The following is a 14,800-nucleotide window of genomic DNA, read 5'->3' as shown; positions in this document are numbered from 1 at the left end:
ATTTGTTAACGTTTTTCAAAAAAATCAAATCTTTACTTGATTTATTGAATAATTTATTTTTTCTTTGTACTTTGAAAATATTTATATCGACTATGAAAAAACTACAGTTGTTTTCATTAATAGCATTAAGTTCTACACTTGCATTAACCAGTTGTGGTGGCGGAGGTACTAACAAAGGTGGCGGTACTAAAAAATTTGTCAGTAAGACAGGTTGGAAGCCAAACGAAAAACAAGGTTGGTTTTTTGCAGGAAAGCAACAAAAGCAAAAAGGTTGGCCGGGGATGGTATATGTAGAAGGTGGAACTTTTACAATGGGATTAGTGAAAGATGATGTTATGCACGATTGGAATAACGCGCCTCGCAGAATGCAGGTAAGCTCATTCTTTATCGGTGAAACAGAAATTACTAACTACGAATACCGCGAATACCTTACATGGTTGAAGTATGTATTCCCACCAAGTGATCCGAGTTTCAAGGAAATCTACAACGGTGCCTTACCAGATACCTTATTGTGGGATAACAAACTATCTAGAAACGATTATAACGAAACTTATTTCCGTTCTCCTGAATTCGATTATTACCCGGTAGTAGGTGTTTCTTGGACACAGGCAAACAGATATTGCGAATGGCTTTCTGACAGAGCGAACGAAAAAGCTTTAATGCAAGCGGGAATTATCGCTAAGGATTTGTATATCAACGAATCTAATAACCAAGGAGGAACAGCATTCAACATGGATAAATTCAAATCGAATGATCCTGAAATGCAAGGTTATATAAATGAACAAAGAATGCAGCAAAAGACAGGTTTGAAAACTACAAACCAAAGATTGCTTGCTGCCAACAGAGCTCCAAACGCTGCAATGGTAACAAAATTCAGACTTCCGACAGAAGTTGAATGGGAATACGCAGCTCTTGGAATGGCTAAAAATAGAGAATACAATCAATATTTAGGTAAAAAGCCTGAAATTGAATTATTAAGAGGTACTAAAGGAAGAGACAGAGGGATGTTCCTTGAAAACTTCAAAATGGGGAAAGGTGACTACTCAGGTATTGCAGGATGGAAAAATGATGGAGCTGCAAGAACATCTGATGTTAGACAATACCCTTCTAACGACCTAGGAATCTACGGTATGTACGGAAACGTTGCTGAGTGGACTGCCGATGTATACAGACCGATCATTGACGAAGATTTCAGTGATTTCAACTACTACAGAGGAAATATGCCTCAGGCTGTTGTGAAAAACGGTGATGGTACTTACAAAATGGTAGACGAAAGCAATATCAAGTATGATACTTTAGCGGACGGTAGATTAGTATACAGAAACTTACCAGGTCAGTTCGAAAGAGAAACTATCAGTGACTACAGAAACTACAGAGATGGCGACAGACAATCTTCTTTAGATTACAGAAACACCTCTGATTCTGCATCTTCTTACAATATGTACAATGCTCCTAAAACAAGATTTATTGTAGATGGAGGTGGTAAAGTAATATTACAGAAAGATACAAAAGACAGAACTTCTGCTATGTCTAATGATATTAGAGTAGTAAAAGGAGGTTCTTGGCAAGACACCGCTTATTGGTTGGATCCGGGTCAAAGAAGATATAAGAACCAGGATAGAGCTTATGGATGGGTTGGATTCCGTGTTGCTCAGGATGCCAGAGGAAATGACAAGGCTAGAACTAGAAGATAATATTTATCAAAAATACTTACAAAAAACCTTCCGAATTTTCGGAAGGTTTTTTATTTTTGAGCTATGAATACAGAACAGTTTTATCCTTTATTTTTACAGGCTGATAAAGTAACGATCGATAGCAGAAAGGTCGGGAAAAATGATATTTTCTTTGCTTTTTCAGGAGAAAATTTCAATGCCGCAACGTTAGCAGAAAAAGCGATTAATGAAGGAGCTTTAGCTGCAATCGTTGAGCAGAAAAATTTTGAGAATCAGGATAAAAATATTTTCTATGTCCCTTCAACACTAGAGTTTTTACAGCAATTGGCACTGCACCACAGAAAGCAATTGCAGATCCCATTTATTGGTCTTACAGGAAGTAATGGGAAAACAACTACGAAAGAAATAATTCATGCCGTTCTTTCAGAAAAATTCAATGTTCAATATACTTCCGGAAATTTAAATAATCATATAGGAGTTCCTTTGACCATCCTTTCCATCAAGCCGGAACATGAAATGGCGGTGATCGAAATGGGTGCCAACCATCAAAAAGAAATTGAGTTTTTATGTACCATAGCACAACCTGATTTTGGATATATTACCAATTTCGGGAAAGCGCATTTAGAAGGTTTCGGTGGTTTTGAAGGCGTAATAAAAGGTAAATCCGAGCTATATGACTATTTGAAAAATAATCATAAAACTATCTTAGTTAATGAAAATGATCCTATTCAATTAGAAAAAAATGAAAATTATTCACCAAAAATCACTTTTGGAAAAGAAAATTCAGACTATAATTTTGAAGCTTTTTCAGAGGAACATTTCGTTGGATTATCTTATCAGACTTATAAAGCGGTTTCAAAGCTTACCGGAGAATATAATTTCACGAATCTTTGTGCGGCGGCAAGCTTAGGACTTCATTTTGAGATCGATTTTGAAAAGATCAAAAAAGCTATTGAGAATTACACGCCGACAAATATGCGCTCTCAGATCGTAAAAAAAGAAAATAAAACGTTGGTCTTAGATACTTACAATGCTAATCCGAGTTCTATGACGGCTTCTTTACATAATTTTATCACCTTTGAAGGAAGCAAAACGATCATTATCGGGGATATGTTGGAATTAGGTGAAGAGAGCCAAAAAGAGCATCAAAATATACTAAATCTGGCTCAGGATTTAGGTTTTGATGAAATTATCACGGTTGGGATACATTTTAAAGATGTAAATTTTTCTAAAAATTCCTTTGAAAACACAATAGAATTAATCGAATATTTAAAATTGAATAAGATTAATTCTGCAAATATTTTGTTAAAAGGCTCAAGAGGAATTGCTTTAGAAAAAGCGATAGACTTTATTTAGTCTTCATATCCCAGAATTCTTTTACAATTAACTTGATATTTTTAAACGTACTTGGGAAAACCTCTTTTTCGATTTGAGAGGTATTTTTCCAGGCAACTTCGGTGATCCCTTCCTCGATTTGGGGCTTTGAAGTGTCTTCACCATTGAAGTTCATTTCAAACCAATGCGTGCATTTCAGGATTTTTTCACCGTTTCTTTCTACATAAATATGATAAGTTGTATTGATAAACTGTACGAGTTCTACGTCTTTTAAACCGGTTTCCTCCTCAATTTCCCTTACAGCAGACTCTTCCCGCGATTCGCCTTTCTCCATTTTTCCTTTCGGAAGATCCCATTTTCCCAGCCTTTTAATGAAAAGAATATCACCTTCAGGATTGTTGACAAGGCCGCCAGCAGCTTCAATGATTCTGAAAAGGCTTTGAAATTCCTTCCAAATCTCATCAATATTCTCTCCAAATACATTCAATTCTTTTACAGATGTATTCTCAAGAAGATCTAAAGCGATCTCTAAAGTCGTAACGTCTTCGTACCCGAGTGTTTTTTCAAGGTTTTCAGACTGCTTAGACAGTAATAATTTTTTTTCGTTCACAAAAACTTTATACATTTGTAAGAATTAAGAATTAAATACAAAAATAAAAAATGAATTTAGAAGGACGAAAGATTATTGTCAATAAATCATCTAAAGAGCTGTCGGAAATACTAAAATCACCTGAAAACTACAAAGATTTTATGCCGGACGGTCTTCAAAAGTTTGAAACAAGAGAAGACGGCTTCAAATTCGGGTTACAGGGAATGCCGGAAATTGCTCTCAAAATAGATGAAGTAAACGAGCAGAAAGCGGTTTTAAAATCTGCAAGTTCAAGTCTGGATTTTTCATTAACGGCAACTTTGAATCCAATTAATGAAAATCAAACGGAAGTTCAGATGCTTTTTGAAGGTAAATTCAATCCTTTCATTAAAATGATGGTAGAAAAACCTCTGCAAAACTTCATCAATACGCTTACAGATAAGATCGAAGCTTACAAATAAAAAGAAATACTGCTTGAAAAGGCGGTATTTTTTTTACACTATTTTTTCAATTCTAGCATTTTTTTCTTTTCGGGCTTGAATTTTCATTAATTTTATAATGGGGCTTTACATATTTCATTACTAACCTTAATCAATTATTATGAAAACCAAATCGATTTTTGAAAGACTAAATGCCATATTGCTGATATTGGCTTTACTGATCACTAGCAGCTTTTATTCCCAGGAAAATAAAGCGGTGAAAAATGTTGTGCTTGTACACGGCGCATTCGTTGACGGTTCGGGATGGCAGGGAGTTTATGATGTTTTAGTGAAAAAAGGATATCATGTTTCTGTAACACAGCATACATTGTTGTCATTTGATGAAGATGTAAAAGCCGTTAACCGAATTATCGATCAGCAGGACGGGCCCTGCATTTTGGTAGGACACAGCTATGGAGGAGCAATCATTACGACAGCCGGAAATAATCCGAAAGTTGTTGGTTTGGTGTATGTTGCAGCCCATGCCCCGGATGAAGGTGAGTCAGAGGCAGATAACGGAAAAGCGTATCCGCCTGCCTATAAGTCTATTATAAAAGGGGAGGATGGATTTAATTATATTGATCCTGCTAAATTCCCAAGCGATTTTGCGGGGGGAGTACCGAAAGAAAAAGCAAATTTCATGGCAATGTCACAAACGCCAACTGCTGATGTAGCCTTTCATGCTATTATTAAAAATCCGGCATGGAAAACTAAACCAAGTTGGTATGTAGTTGCAAAATCAGACAGAATTATCAATCCCGATCTTGAAAGAATGTACGCAAAAAGGGCGAAAAGCACTACGATAGAAGTTGACGCAAGTCATTGTGTTTTCATGACGAATCCGAAAGAAGTTGCAGGCCTGATTGTTGATGCTTCTAAAATAAGTAAGTAAGATTTTAAGCAATAATTCCTGAGCTGTGATCGCGGGAACTTCCCGTTGCGGAAGATAGGACATTAATTTCATTATTAAGTCTTAAAACACCCATGAAAGCGAAAATCAACGCTTCTTTGTAATCAATGATTTCTTTTCCCGGAATGATGATTTCGGCGGTTGTTTTTTCTTTAATTTTTTGAATTAAATAATGATTGTAAGTTCCACCACCCGTAAATAGAATATTTTTCAGTTTATATTCATTGATTATTGTAGAAATTTGCTGTGCAATATGTTCTATGAAGGTCGCCAATAGATCAATAGTTTCGAAATTTTCAAATTGAGGAAAAATAAACTCATTACACCATTCGATTCCTAAAGATTTCGGATGTGATTTTTTATAAAAATCGAGTGAATTAAGCTTATTTAATAGGTTTTCAATTACTTTCCCTGTCCGTGCCAAATCTCCGTTTTCATCAAAATTTTTATTGAATTTCTGAGCTAATTTATTCAGAATAATATTCACGGGAACAATATCAAAAGCGATTCTTTTATCGCTAATTTTTAATGAAATATTCGAAAATCCGCCTAAATTAAGACAGGCATCATATTGGGAAAACAGCAATTCATCACCGATTGGCACGAGTGGAGCACCGTTTCCGCCCATTAAAACGTCTTGACTTCTGAAATCATAGATAACCGGTAAATTATTTTCTATTTTAATGGCCCGTCCGTCGCCGATTTGTAATGTAAATTTCTTTTGAGGCTGATGAAAAACGGTGTGACCATGAGAAGCTATCAGATCTATGTTTTTCAGACTATATTTTTGGATAAATTCACGAACCAATTGACCTAAATAAAATCCGTATTCAGAATTTAACTCTAATAATTCCTGAGCAGAAATATTGATAGAATTCCGAAGTTTATCTTCCCATATTTTAGGGTAAGGGATGGTTTCAGCTTTTAGAATCTGAAACTCCCAGTTGTTGTGCTTTTCAAATCTTGCAAAACAGAGGTCTACACCATCCAAACTTGTTCCGGACATTAATCCAATCGCCTGCAGGACCATAAAAATTATTTTTTAGATTCGGATAATTGCTTGGTGCTGAAATCTCCCGTATTTTTATAAAAAGTATATTCCGAGAAGTCATCTTTTGCGGTCATTCCGTTGGCCCCAATAAGGGTAGAGCCATCTTCCATTGTGACAAAAACAGTGTCGTGAGTATAAATACGATTCTTTTTTTGATCCCAGTAAACACTTTGCATGGCAAATTTCTGACCTTCATTTGTGGTAATTCTTACATCGCCTTTTGCTTCGTAGAATTTTTTGTAATCATAAAACTTGGCATATTTTGCTTTGATCGTTCCGGGAACTTTGGGATTTTTCTTGTCAAAAAACTGAATATCAACCCCCTTTCTTGCCACTGTATAAGGGCTGTCTATCAATTCATATTTCTCAATAATCGGCGCTAAAGCCTTCATCGTCACAAACCCGGAATCTCTTTGGGTAATCTTGGCATTATTGATGATTTGTGAAGGAAAATTTTTACTTTTATTGCCGTTGGCCTTGGTAAGATCCTCTTCACAGGATGTCAATATAAAAAATATAGCACAACTAAAAAGGTATGCTATATTTTTATATGATATGTTTGTAACAAACTTCATTTTAGTTATATAAAGTCTTTCTGAACCACTTATCAGCAAAGTTGAAGCCAACTCTCAAGTTGATGTAGTTTTGGTTGATCAGGTTATTGTCAAGTGTTCCTCTTTTTCCCAATTCAACACCTAATTCAAGACCGCTCATTCTCGTAATACTACTTGTTTTGAACGGAAGAAGAACGCCTGCAGAAATACCGAATTTGTTGATATTTGTTCCTGCGATTTTTAAGCTTCCTTTTTCATAAAACGCTCCGTATCTGTAGACAACCCTCGAAAAATAGCTTCTGAAGTTGTTGGCATTTGGTAGATACCAGCCCCCCGCAGCAATTCTGTAAGAATCCTGTAAATCTAAGGTATTTCCAAAATAAGCAATGCTTTCTCCTTTTTTATAATCTACCTGACCGGAAACAAACCAATGGTTTTCATCACCATATCCAACTCCAACTGAAGCCTGTAATGGTAAAAGATTTTTTGAATTTATGCTCTTTTGCTCAATAATGCTTTCATTAGATTTTGCCTCTCCTGCAGCATCCGTATAAAAATAGGTGCTATTTGTATATTGAGTAGACATATTGCTAGTGTTCCCAAAAGTAGTTGTGGCACCGATCGTCAATTTATGATCAGTACTGGGATTGATGTTCTGATAGCTTGCTCCTAAAGTAAAATTAAAGTTTTTGATACTGTTTTTAGTTTCATAACCGTTAATCAGCTCTGCATTTGAATACGCAAGCTCATTAAGATCATACAGATTACCAAAATACAGGTTTGCTCTCACACCCGCAGAAAAGGCAGGTGATATTTTATAGGATAAGGCAACCTGTGCCGTATTCAATGTACCGCTTCCCTTAAAACGATTTGCTACGGTAGTGCCGTCTGATAATGTTTCAGAATGAAGGATATCGTAGCTTTTTGAGCTGTAAGGCTGGTAAGAAATTCCCATTTTAATCTTGGAAGAAATCGGGAATGCCAATGAAATATTAGAAAGATACGTAGAATGTTTTGTAGACTTCGTATCATTATAATTCGTTTTGAAATAATTGTTTTCGTTGGTTGCTTCCAGCTTTATACTGGTAAGCTCGAAATTAGCGTTATTTGCAGGGTTTGCAAAGTTGAAGCTGCTCGTAAAATCACTTACGTAGGCTGTTGATATACCACCCATTGAGGCAGTTTCAATAGTATTATCATATTTTACATCTCCAATTCCGTATGTTGCGTATGGCGAGTTGCTTAAACTCTGTGCATTTAGGAAGTACCCGACTGATATAAATGATAGTACAAAGATTTTTTTCATTCTTTATTTTTAAAACAATGCGCAAATATCTTAAATATTAATGAATTGTAAAAATTATATGAGGTTAAAGTTTGTTAAGGGGGATTAATAGTGAATTTTGCTTCGCAAATGAATAGTCAATTAACTTTGTTGTCAATTTTTAAAGAACTGTTTATAATTATTAAGAAAAATTCACAATTGACTTGCGAAGCAAAAATTGACAATTCACCTTATCTTTTGCGAAGCAAAATTCACATACAAAGTAAAATTGACGAGCTATCAAATTACAATTTTCTTTATCTTTGAGCCATGAATTGGGAGAACATTGCCGGACAAGAAAATCTGAAAAAACTTCTTAAAGACAGCATCACTGAAAACAGAGTGAGTCACGCCCAGCTTTTCGTAGGAAAAGAAGGGTACGGTACATTGCCGATGGCTCTAGCATATGCAAAAGAGATTTTGAGTGGCGAAAATGAACATGCCGCTTCAAAAGTTGAGCATTTAAACCATCTTGATTTACATTTCAGTTTCCCGGTTTTTACGGATAATAAAAATTCCTTAAGTAAAAATAAATTTGAAGAATTCAGGGAGATGATCATTTCTTCTCCTTATGCGAGCTATGATGACTGGACGGCATTTTTAGAATCAGAAAATAAGCAGCTTTTCATTTCTGCGGATGAAATTGATGATCAGAATCAAAAATTTTCATTAAAAAGCTATGAAGGCGGCACCAAAATTCTGATTGTCTGGAGAGCGGATAAAATGAACGTTGCCGCATCCAACAAATTTCTTAAATTTTTAGAAGAGCCACCCGCAAAAACGATAATTCTTCTGACAGCAGAGTCTACCAATGATATTCTACCGACGATTCTTTCGAGAACGCAAATCGTGGAAGTTCCAAGAATTATTGATGAAGATCTGGAAAATTATATCAGGAAAAACTTTTCCGTTTCCGAAGAAAAAGTAAGGGAAATCAGTCATGAAGCTCAGGGAGATCTGAATGATGCCATTAAATTACTGAATTCAGGAACTAAGAACGAGGAGTTTGAAAAATTGTTTGTTCAATGGGTTCGTGATGCTTTTATGGTAAAAAAGAAACCCGAATTTCTGAAAAGTATCATTCTTTGGGCCAGAGAAATTGCTGGCTGGAACAGGGAAAAACAAAAAAACTTTTTAAATTACTGTTCTGAGATTTTCAGATTGGCTTTGCTTCAGAATTATCAGTCGGAAAATTTAGTGTATAAAAAAATTAATGCCAACGGATTCAATTGGGTTGGTTTTTCAAAATTCATCAGCGGAGCCAATATTGAAAGTATTTTAGAAGAAATCAACACCGCTGATCTTCACCTTACAAGAAACGGAAACCCTAAAATTGTCTGGACAGATTTAGGAATCAAATTATCGAGATATATTCATAAAAATTCATAAAAAAACTCCGGCGCGATTGTCGGAGTTTTGTTTTTTTAGATGCTCCGACAAACTCAGCATGACATGTTAAATTATTATGCATAATTTCTGATTAATAATTAAAAAGTTAGTATTCGCGATGTCATTCTGAGCTTTGTTGAAGCATCTAAACAGTATAATTTAAACTGTTTTCTTTGTTCTTTAGTATATTCTTTAATTTTTATTAACCTTAAATGTAATAATTTCCAGGTACTTATATAAGTCAATATTAAAAAATAATTAAAAAATCAATCAATCGTTTGATTTATCAGAAATCTGTTGTACATTTGCGGCTTGAAAAATGAGAATATAATGATTTCAAAAGAAGAGAATATATTATTTGCTGCCGAAAAGCTCTTTGCTGAAAAGGGTTTTGAAGGTACTTCCACAAGGGAGATCGCAAAATCTGCGAATGTGAATATTTCTATGATCTCTTACTATTTCGGTTCAAAAGAAAAATTGTATGAAAAGCTTGTAGAATACAGGATGAGTGAAGGTCAGTTTTTTTCAAAAGACATCTTGGAAAGAACAGATATTAATGAATGGGAAAAAATAGAAAAGATCGTAGATCAGTTTGCAGGAAAAGTAAGACATAATAAATGTTTTTACAGAATCATGCAACGGGAGCAGCTTTACACAGAAAACCCTCATATCGTGGAATTTCTGAAGGAAACAAAAATGGGATTTATCGCCATGTATTCAAAAATATTGGAAAGCGGACTGGAAAAAGGAGTTTTCACAAAAAATCCTCCGATTTACATGCTTCATTCAACGGTAAGCGGAACTTTATTTTATGCATCAAATGCCAAAGAAATGTATAAAGAATTCCTTAATGATACGGATGATGAAGATGTTTTTGATGAAAAATATTACACAGAACTTAATAAACATATTAAATATTTACTAAAAGACCTTTTAGGTTATGAAGAAAATAAATAACACCGTTATTGCTCTTTCCTTTTTTATAGGAATCGCAAACACAAATGCTCAGGAGAAAAAAACACTGACTTTGGATGAGGCTGTACAACTGGGAATCCAAAACAGCAAGAATCTAAAGATCGACGCAGCTAAAATCGAAGAAGCTACAGCTGATCTTTTGGACGCAAAAAATAAGCAGCTTCCGGATTTTAAACTTTCGGCAAGCTACATGCGTTTAACGAATGCAAAAGTAGACATTAAGTTTTTAAATGAATCCGGTAGTGGAGAAGGCGGCGGAATGGCCGCTCCGAAATCTGTTTTCCTGGGTCAGGCAAATCTTTCAATGCCATTGTACGCAGGTGGAAGAATCAGATACGGAATTGAATCAGCAAAATATTTAGTTGAAGCATCAAAATTAAGCACGGAAAATGATAAAATTTCAATTGCTTATAACGTTGCGCAGGCTTATAATAATTTATTTAAAGCCAATCAGTCAATCAAAGTTTTAGAAGAAAACCTTACCGCTTCTCAAAAAAGGGACGAAACTTTTCTTAAGCTTGAAAACAACGGCGTTATCGCAAGAAATGACCGTTTAAAGGCAAATCTTCAGACTTCAAACATCGAATTGCAGTTATTGGAAGCCAAAAACAACTACAATATTGCCAACATCAATATGGATTTATTATTAGGCCTTCCGGAAACAACGGAAATTGAAGTTGATCAAAAATATATTGATGAAGCTGAGGAAATAAAACCTGTCGATTATTACGTAAATACAGCAAAAGAAAACCGTAAAGACCTTCAGGCTTTGGACCAACAGAGAAAGGCCGCGCAAATGGGAACGAAAGCGGCAAAAGCTGAAAATTATCCTACAGTGGCTTTAACGGGAGGTTATATCGCAGCAGATGCCCCAAAATTTCTTACCGTTTACAATGCTGTAAATGTGGGAGTCGGGATTTCCTATAATTTAGCTAATCTATGGAAGCAGAATTCGGCATTTAAGCAGTCTCAGGCAAGAGAAATGCAGCTGGAAGCAACCAATGAATTATTAAATGATAACATTAAGCTCGATGTCAACAGAGAATATCAAAATACAGATTACTCGAAAAAAAGAATCGCAGTATATGAAAAATCTGCTGAGCAGGCGAATGAAAACTACAGAATTACTAAAAATAAATATGATAACGGTCTCGCAACAATGACCGAACTTTTGGATGCAGATGCAGCACAGATTTCAGCAAACGTTGGAGTAATCAATGCAAAAGCAGACGCAGCCTTGGCTTACAGAAAACTATTACAAACTACAGGAACTTTAACAATTAAATAAGATTAAGACCAACAATGGAAAATAATAATACACAAGCAGCTGAACCTAAAAAGAAAAAAAGTTTAGTTTTCCCGATAATTTTAGCGGTTGTCGTAGTAGTGGGAGGGATTTATGGATACAGAACGTATTCTTACGGCCAGTTCCACGAGGAAACGGATGATGCACAAATCGCATCAAATCTGAGCCCCGTGATCTCTAAAGTTTCAGGGTATGTAACGCAGGTAAAAGTAAAAGACAACCAGTTCGTTAAAAAAGGCGATACTTTGGTGATTTTAGATAACAGAGATCAGAAAATGGCTTTAGAGCAGGCTGAGGCGGCTTTATCTACCGCAAAAAGCAATATCTCAAATGCACAGGCTACAACGACTGCAACTTCAAAAAATATTAATTCTTCTGAAGCAGCCGTTACAACAGCAAATGCACAGATCGAAGCCGCAAAAGTTAATGTCTGGAAAACAGGTCAGGATTTAAAAAGATATTCAGTTCTGGTAAAAGATCATTCAATTACAGAGCAGCAATATGAGCAGGCTTTAGCAGCAAAACAATCTGCAGACAGACAGCTGCAGGTGCTGATTGATCAGAGAAATCAAATTGCTCAGCAAACGACAATCGCATCTTCTCAGACAGCAGCAAGCTCTCAGCAAATCAGTGTTGCGGGTTCTGTGGCTAAACAGAGAGAAGTAGATGTTGAAAATGCAAAATTAAACTTGTCATATACAGTAATCACGGCTCCGGAAGACGGTTTCGTAGGAAAAGTTCCGATTCAGGCAGGACAATATCTTCAGGCAGGTTCGCAATTATTTGCTTTAGTTAAAAACGACCAGAAATGGGTGGTGGCCAACTTTAAAGAAACGCAGGTTGACAGAATGGTGGAAGGTCAGAAAGTGAAAATCGAGATCGATGCTTTCCCTGATACGGATTTTGAAGGAGTAGTAAGCTCATTCTCTCCCGCGACTGGCGCTACGTTCTCAATTCTTCCTCCGGATAACGCGAGTGGAAACTTTGTGAAGGTTGTGCAGAGACTTCCTGTAAAAATCGACTTTGTAAACCTTGATAAAAATATCGCGAAAAAGTTGAGAACGGGAATGAATGTGAAAGCAGAGGTTTCTTTGAAATAATAATAAAATAAGTGAATTGTCAGTTTTGCAGAGGCAAGTCAAATTGTAAATGTAAGATGAAGCAGTAAAATTGATCATGAAGCGGATACCGGTTTGCAGAGGAAAATCAATGATGAAATTGGAAATGAAGTAGTAAAATTGACAACATAGTTGATTGACCATTGACAATTCACTTTAAAAAAATAATTAAAAGATTAAGATTTAAGAGATTTGGAAATTACTTAAATCATTTAAAATTAAAAAGATTTAAGGATTGAAAGAGAAAATTAGGCGTGAAATAAGGTTCATCAATAGGAGCGGGCTTTAGCCCGTTTAAAAAAGATTAAAATCTCATTGGCTTTAGCCAAAACCTATCTAAACCTCAACCTTAACTTAACCTCAATCTTAAAATCATCAATACAGAAATTTAATTATTAAAAAGAATAAAGTTAGTTCGTAAAAAACTTGTTCTGATTTCTAAAATTTCTGAATCTCATCTCTTAATTTTTTAATACCTATTAAAAACTATGCAAGATTCATTAGTAGAATATGGAGCCCGAAGAGTGATCATCACGATCACGGCAATTCTTTGTGCTCTGCTTGAAATTGTAGACTCCACGATTGTAAACGTTGCCCTGAATGAGATGAAGGGTAACCTGGGAGCCACACTTTCTGAAGTAGGTTGGGTAATTACGGCTTATGCAATAGGTAACGTAATTATTGTACCGATGACGAGCTGGCTGTCACAGCAGTTTGGGCGTAGAAACTATTTCGCTGCCTCGGTGGTGATCTTTACCATATTTTCATTTTTATGTGGAAATGCAGATAACATCTGGGAATTGGTATTCTTCCGGCTATGTCAGGGAATTGGGGGTGGAGCGCTTCTGGTGACTTCACAGACAATCATTACGGAATCTTATCCGATCGAAAAAAGAAGTATGGCTCAGGCGATCTATGGATTAGGAGTAATTATCGGTCCAACTTTAGGTCCGCCATTAGGAGGTTATATTGTTGATAATTTCAGCTGGCCATATATTTTCTATATTAATATTCCGATTGGGATTGCCGCAACATTAATGACATTACAATTCGTGAAAAGCCCGAAATATGCCGAAAAACGCAAAGCCTCAGATGTCGACTGGCTGGGAATTGCTTTATTGGCAGTTACAGTAGGATCATTACAGTTTATCCTGGAAAGAGGTCATGAAGAAGACTGGTTTGCCAGCGGAATGATCGTGACATTTACCGTAACGGCAGTTTTAGGATTTATTCTCTTCCTCTGGAGGGAGCTCACCTTTAAATATCCGATCGTAGAGCTCAGGGTTTTGAAGAACGGTAATTTAAGGATCGGGACGGCCATGTCCTTTGTATTAGGATTCGGTTTGTATGGTTCCACCTTTATCGTTCCGCTGTATACGCAGAGTATTTTGGGATGGACGGCCCTTCAGTCGGGAGCTTTGATGATTCCGGCAGCGCTTACAACCGCTTTTATGATGCCGATCATTGGCCGCTTACTTTCAAAAGGAGCAAAACAGCAGATCCTGGTAGCTTTAGGGCTGTTCGTATTCTTTATATATAGTTTCTGGGGATATAAAATCCTGACACCCGATACCAGTAAAGAAGCCTTTTTCTGGATGCTGATGGTAAGGGGAGCGGGTCTCGGGCTGCTATTTATCCCGATCACTTCCTTATCATTAAGTACGCTGAAAGGACAGGAGATCGGTCAGGGCGCCGCATTTACAGGGATGATGAGACAGCTTGGCGGCTCTTTCGGGATTGCAGCCATTACAACATTCATTGCGAATGCCAGCCAGAGATACAGGGTAAATTTGATTTCCCATCTCGATGAAACTGATTTTGCGGTTCAGCAAAGATTGGCAGGTTTAAAAGCCAGTTTCGTAGCCAAAGGAATGACCCCCGATGCAGCCATGAATGCAGCCTATAAAATGCTTGATCTGACGGTAACAAAACAGGCGACAGTACTCTCTTATATGGATGTATTCCTTTATTTGGGAATAGCGTTCCTGATCTGTATTCCGTTTATATTGTTCATCAGAGAGCGAAAAAGTAAAGAGAAAATAGATTTGAGTGAAGCTATGCACTAAATTTAAATGAATAGAAAAAACCTCCGCAATT

13 protein-coding genes are annotated in these 14,800 nt (G+C 36.3%); 9 read left to right on the top strand and 4 right to left on the bottom strand.

Features of this window, described 5'->3' with window-relative positions; translation table 11 throughout:
* Positions 1–92: 92 nt before the first annotated feature.
* Both gldJ and BLT04_RS10345 read left to right on the top strand, forming a co-directional pair.
* Positions 93–1,694 (top strand): gliding motility lipoprotein GldJ, encoded by a 1,602-nt coding sequence (gene gldJ / locus BLT04_RS10350; protein WP_089755738.1) that lies wholly within the window; start codon positions 93–95, stop codon positions 1,692–1,694.
* Positions 1,695–1,757: 63 nt separating this feature from the next.
* On the top strand, positions 1,758–3,029 hold the full coding sequence (locus BLT04_RS10345) for a UDP-N-acetylmuramoyl-tripeptide--D-alanyl-D-alanine ligase (protein WP_089755737.1): 1,272 nt from the start codon (positions 1,758–1,760) through the stop codon (positions 3,027–3,029).
* Here the strand turns inward: BLT04_RS10345 and BLT04_RS10340 are convergent.
* A complete protein-coding gene (locus BLT04_RS10340; protein WP_089755736.1) occupies positions 3,022–3,633 on the bottom strand; it encodes an NUDIX hydrolase in 612 nt (203 codons plus the stop codon). The two genes, BLT04_RS10345 and BLT04_RS10340, sit on opposite strands and share 8 nt — an antisense overlap.
* Positions 3,634–3,668: 35 nt before the next feature.
* Here BLT04_RS10340 and BLT04_RS10335 point away from each other — a divergent pair, with 35 nt between their 5' ends.
* Together BLT04_RS10335 and BLT04_RS10330 are read left to right on the top strand one after the other, a co-directional pair.
* On the top strand, positions 3,669–4,058 hold the full coding sequence (locus BLT04_RS10335) for an orotate phosphoribosyltransferase (RefSeq protein WP_089755735.1): 390 nt from the start codon (positions 3,669–3,671) through the stop codon (positions 4,056–4,058).
* A 139-nt stretch (positions 4,059–4,197) separates the two neighbouring features.
* Positions 4,198–4,968: an alpha/beta hydrolase gene (locus BLT04_RS10330; protein WP_089755734.1), complete on the top strand. Its 771-nt coding sequence runs from the start codon at positions 4,198–4,200 to the stop codon at positions 4,966–4,968.
* 4 nt (positions 4,969–4,972) lie between these two features.
* On the opposite strand, the gene BLT04_RS10325 is transcribed toward BLT04_RS10330, so the two are convergent.
* From BLT04_RS10325 to BLT04_RS10315, 3 genes are read right to left on the bottom strand one after another with little or no spacing between them, the layout of a single operon-like run.
* Complete coding sequence (locus BLT04_RS10325) at positions 4,973–6,016, bottom strand: anhydro-N-acetylmuramic acid kinase (RefSeq protein ID WP_089755733.1); 1,044 nt, start codon at positions 6,014–6,016, stop codon at positions 4,973–4,975.
* A gap of 5 nt (positions 6,017–6,021) precedes the next feature.
* Positions 6,022–6,612, bottom strand: coding sequence for an LPS export ABC transporter periplasmic protein LptC (gene lptC / locus BLT04_RS10320; RefSeq protein WP_089755732.1), 591 nt, complete (start codon positions 6,610–6,612; stop codon positions 6,022–6,024).
* Position 6,613: 1 nt separating this feature from the next.
* On the bottom strand, positions 6,614–7,897 hold the full coding sequence (locus tag BLT04_RS10315; protein ID WP_089755731.1) for a hypothetical protein: 1,284 nt from the start codon (positions 7,895–7,897) through the stop codon (positions 6,614–6,616).
* 288 nt (positions 7,898–8,185) lie between these two features.
* Between BLT04_RS10315 and BLT04_RS10310 the strand changes: the two genes are divergently transcribed.
* The 5 genes from BLT04_RS10310 (at position 8,186) to BLT04_RS10290 (ending at position 14,769) form a co-directional block, all read left to right on the top strand.
* A complete protein-coding gene (locus BLT04_RS10310) occupies positions 8,186–9,304 on the top strand; it encodes a DNA polymerase III subunit (RefSeq protein ID WP_089755730.1) in 1,119 nt (372 codons plus the stop codon).
* 330 nt (positions 9,305–9,634) lie between these two features.
* Entirely contained in the window at positions 9,635–10,261 is a 627-nt protein-coding gene (locus tag BLT04_RS10305) for a TetR/AcrR family transcriptional regulator (protein WP_089755729.1), read from the top strand.
* Complete coding sequence (locus tag BLT04_RS10300; RefSeq protein ID WP_089755728.1) at positions 10,245–11,567, top strand: TolC family protein; 1,323 nt, start codon at positions 10,245–10,247, stop codon at positions 11,565–11,567. Before BLT04_RS10305 ends, BLT04_RS10300 begins: the two co-directional genes overlap by 17 nt.
* A 14-nt stretch (positions 11,568–11,581) precedes the next feature.
* A complete protein-coding gene (locus BLT04_RS10295; RefSeq protein WP_089755727.1) occupies positions 11,582–12,685 on the top strand; it encodes an HlyD family secretion protein in 1,104 nt (367 codons plus the stop codon).
* A 506-nt stretch (positions 12,686–13,191) separates the two neighbouring features.
* The gene (locus BLT04_RS10290) at positions 13,192–14,769 is read left to right on the top strand and encodes a DHA2 family efflux MFS transporter permease subunit (RefSeq protein ID WP_089755726.1); all 1,578 of its coding nucleotides are present in this window, start codon (positions 13,192–13,194) and stop codon (positions 14,767–14,769) included.
* Positions 14,770–14,800 lie beyond the last annotated feature (31 nt).

Origin of the sequence: Chryseobacterium soldanellicola, assembly GCF_900100115.1 — a bacterium.
In the GTDB taxonomy this organism is placed as follows: Bacteria; Bacteroidota; Bacteroidia; order Flavobacteriales; family Weeksellaceae; genus Chryseobacterium; species Chryseobacterium soldanellicola.
Note: the sequence above shows the minus strand (reverse complement) of the source record. Positions and strands in the feature narration are given on the sequence as shown.

Coding starts and splice junctions, on each gene's coding strand:
- gldJ (WP_089755738.1), top strand. CDS start 93: ATGAAAAAACTACAGTTGTTTTCATTAATAGCATTAAGTTCTACACTT.
- BLT04_RS10345 (WP_089755737.1), top strand. CDS start 1,758: ATGAATACAGAACAGTTTTATCCTTTATTTTTACAGGCTGATAAAGTA.
- BLT04_RS10340 (WP_089755736.1), bottom strand. CDS start 3,633: ATGTATAAAGTTTTTGTGAACGAAAAAAAATTATTACTGTCTAAGCAG.
- BLT04_RS10335 (WP_089755735.1), top strand. CDS start 3,669: ATGAATTTAGAAGGACGAAAGATTATTGTCAATAAATCATCTAAAGAG.
- BLT04_RS10330 (WP_089755734.1), top strand. CDS start 4,198: ATGAAAACCAAATCGATTTTTGAAAGACTAAATGCCATATTGCTGATA.
- BLT04_RS10325 (WP_089755733.1), bottom strand. CDS start 6,016: ATGGTCCTGCAGGCGATTGGATTAATGTCCGGAACAAGTTTGGATGGT.
- lptC (WP_089755732.1), bottom strand. CDS start 6,612: ATGAAGTTTGTTACAAACATATCATATAAAAATATAGCATACCTTTTT.
- BLT04_RS10315 (WP_089755731.1), bottom strand. CDS start 7,897: ATGAAAAAAATCTTTGTACTATCATTTATATCAGTCGGGTACTTCCTA.
- BLT04_RS10310 (WP_089755730.1), top strand. CDS start 8,186: ATGAATTGGGAGAACATTGCCGGACAAGAAAATCTGAAAAAACTTCTT.
- BLT04_RS10305 (WP_089755729.1), top strand. CDS start 9,635: ATGATTTCAAAAGAAGAGAATATATTATTTGCTGCCGAAAAGCTCTTT.
- BLT04_RS10300 (WP_089755728.1), top strand. CDS start 10,245: ATGAAGAAAATAAATAACACCGTTATTGCTCTTTCCTTTTTTATAGGA.
- BLT04_RS10295 (WP_089755727.1), top strand. CDS start 11,582: ATGGAAAATAATAATACACAAGCAGCTGAACCTAAAAAGAAAAAAAGT.
- BLT04_RS10290 (WP_089755726.1), top strand. CDS start 13,192: ATGCAAGATTCATTAGTAGAATATGGAGCCCGAAGAGTGATCATCACG.